This window comes from Coprobacter sp. (assembly GCF_982436375.1).
In genome coordinates this window covers 1-2403 of record NZ_CEWDCG010000303.1, presented here as the reverse complement: position 1 = coordinate 2403, position 2403 = coordinate 1, and the positions used below count along the sequence as shown (strand labels likewise).

Sequence of the window (2403 nt, the reverse complement as noted above, 5' to 3'; positions counted from 1 at the left end):
TATAAAAGAAAAAGAGACCGAACTCTAAAAAAATCTTTTGGGTCGCCCCCATTTTGTTATCGGATATTTTTATTTTTGTTTTGATTTGCTGATTTCTTCTTGTACTATGGCATCCAAAACGGCAACAGTCGTCAAATTGACTATATCTCTTGAAGAACTTTCGATATCCGTAAAATGTATAGGTTTGTTTAATCCCATTTGAATCGGTCCGATAGACTCTGCTAATCCCATTTCCAATAACATCTTATATGCCGAATTGGCTGAGCTTAAATTCGGGAAAATGAGTGTATTTACTTCTTTCCCTGCCAATTTGTTGAACGGGAATGTTTTATCTCGCAGGGTTGTATTAAGAGCGAAATTGATTTGCATTTCTCCGTCAATTGCCAATTCAGGATAATTTTCCTGCATTTCTCTGACCGCTTCATGCACTTGTACCGGACTACCGGTATTGTCAGCGCCGAAATTAGAATAAGATACCATTGCCATAACAGGCTCGTGGGCAAAGAATTTTACGGCATGACGGGCTAAGCGGGCAATATCTACTAATGTCTCTGAGTCGGGATGGCGGTTGATGAGTGTATCGGCAAGGAAATAAGTCCCTTTTTTGGTATTCATGATATGCATTGCTCCGAAATGTTTATGACCTTCCCGAATACCGATAACATCTTTTGCAATTTGTATGGTTTCGGTATATTTGGTATAAGTTCCGGTAATAAATGCATCGGCATCGCCTACTTCTACCATCATCATTCCAAAATAGTTGCGGTCGAACATTTTTTCTCGAGCTTCGTCTAAAGTGATACCCTCTCTTTGACGTTTCTGTGCTAATATTTTTGCATATTTTTCACGACGTTCCGTTTCTTCGCCACTTCGTAAATTTACGATTTCAAGGCCATCGAGATTTAAACCGTTTTGTTCGGCTACACTATGTATATAGTCGGTATTCCCCAGTAAGATCGGGAAACAGATACCTTCTTGATAAGCAGTAACGGCAGCCGAAAGCATATTGGCGTGATTGGCTTCGGCAAATACGACACGTTTTGGATTCTGAACAGCCATTTCGGTGAACCGACGTATCATTTTATTATCATATCCCATTAGAGCTCTCAATTTACTTTCATAAGCATCCCAATCGGTTATTATTGGAGCTGCAGCGCCAGATTCGATTGCTGCTTTTGCAACTGCCGGAGCAACGGTTGTGAGTAAACGGGGATCGAGAGGTTTGGGAATAATATATTCCGGGCCGAAACTTATTCGTTTCAGATTATATGCTGCATTAACGACATCAGGAACAGGTTTTTTAGCTAATCCTGCAATGGCATAAACTGCCGCTAATTTCATTGCTTCATTAATACAAGTTGCTCTTACATCGAGAGCTCCTCTGAATATGTAAGGGAATCCGAGAACGTTGTTGATTTGATTTGGATAGTCTGATCGACCTGTCGCAAAAATTAAATCAGGACGAGAAGATTTGGCTTTATCATATGCAATTTCCGGATTTGGATTGGCTAATGCAAAAACGATTGGTTTCTCGTTCATGGAACGAACCATTTCAACGCTTAATACGTCCGCTTTAGAAAGTCCGAGGAACACGTCCGCACCCCGCATAGCTTCTTCTAAGGTATCAATATCCCGATCTGTGATAAATTGTTTTTTCGATTCGTTCAGGTCGGTACGCTTTTGGTTTATCACTCCACGACTGTCAACCATTACGATATTTTCTTTTTTCGCACCCAACATCATGTATAATTTTGTACATGAACTGGCTGAAGCTCCGGCTCCGTTAACGACGATCTTTACGTTTTCGATTTTTTTACCCTGTATTTCGAGTGCATTTAACAATCCAGCTCCGGATATAATAGCTGTACCGTGTTGATCATCATGCATTACGGGTATGGATAGTTCAGCTTTCAACCGATTTTCGATCTCGAAACATTCGGGAGCTTTTATGTCTTCAAGATTAATTCCTCCGAATGTTGGGGCAATGGCTTTTACGGCTTGGATAAATTTTTCAGGATCTTTTTCGTTTACTTCGATGTCAAAAACATCTATCCCTGCAAATATTTTGAACAGAAGACCTTTTCCTTCCATTACCGGTTTTCCTGCTAATGCACCGATATCACCTAATCCTAACACTGCCGTTCCGTTTGATATAACAGCGACCAAATTGCCTTTAGATGTATATTCGTATGCTTTTTGTGGATCTTTCTCTATTTCGAGGCATGGTTCGGCCACACCGGGAGAATAAGCGAGTGATAAATCCATTTGTGTGCTGTATGGTTTAGTGGGAACAACTTCTATTTTCCCGGGTTTGCCCTGACTATGATATAAAAGGGCTGCTTCTTTCGTTACTTTTGACATATGCTGTAAATTATATATGTAATGTAAATAGAATGATAATTC

The 2403-nt window shown here is 40.1% G+C and carries 1 protein-coding gene; it reads right to left on the bottom strand.

The window, feature by feature from the left end; genetic code table 11:
• Positions 1–69: 69 nt before the first annotated feature.
• Positions 70–2361 (bottom strand): NADP-dependent malic enzyme, encoded by a 2292-nt coding sequence (locus tag AC1WHX_RS11895; RefSeq protein ID WP_022390143.1) that lies wholly within the window; start codon positions 2359–2361, stop codon positions 70–72.
• Positions 2362–2403 lie beyond the last annotated feature (42 nt).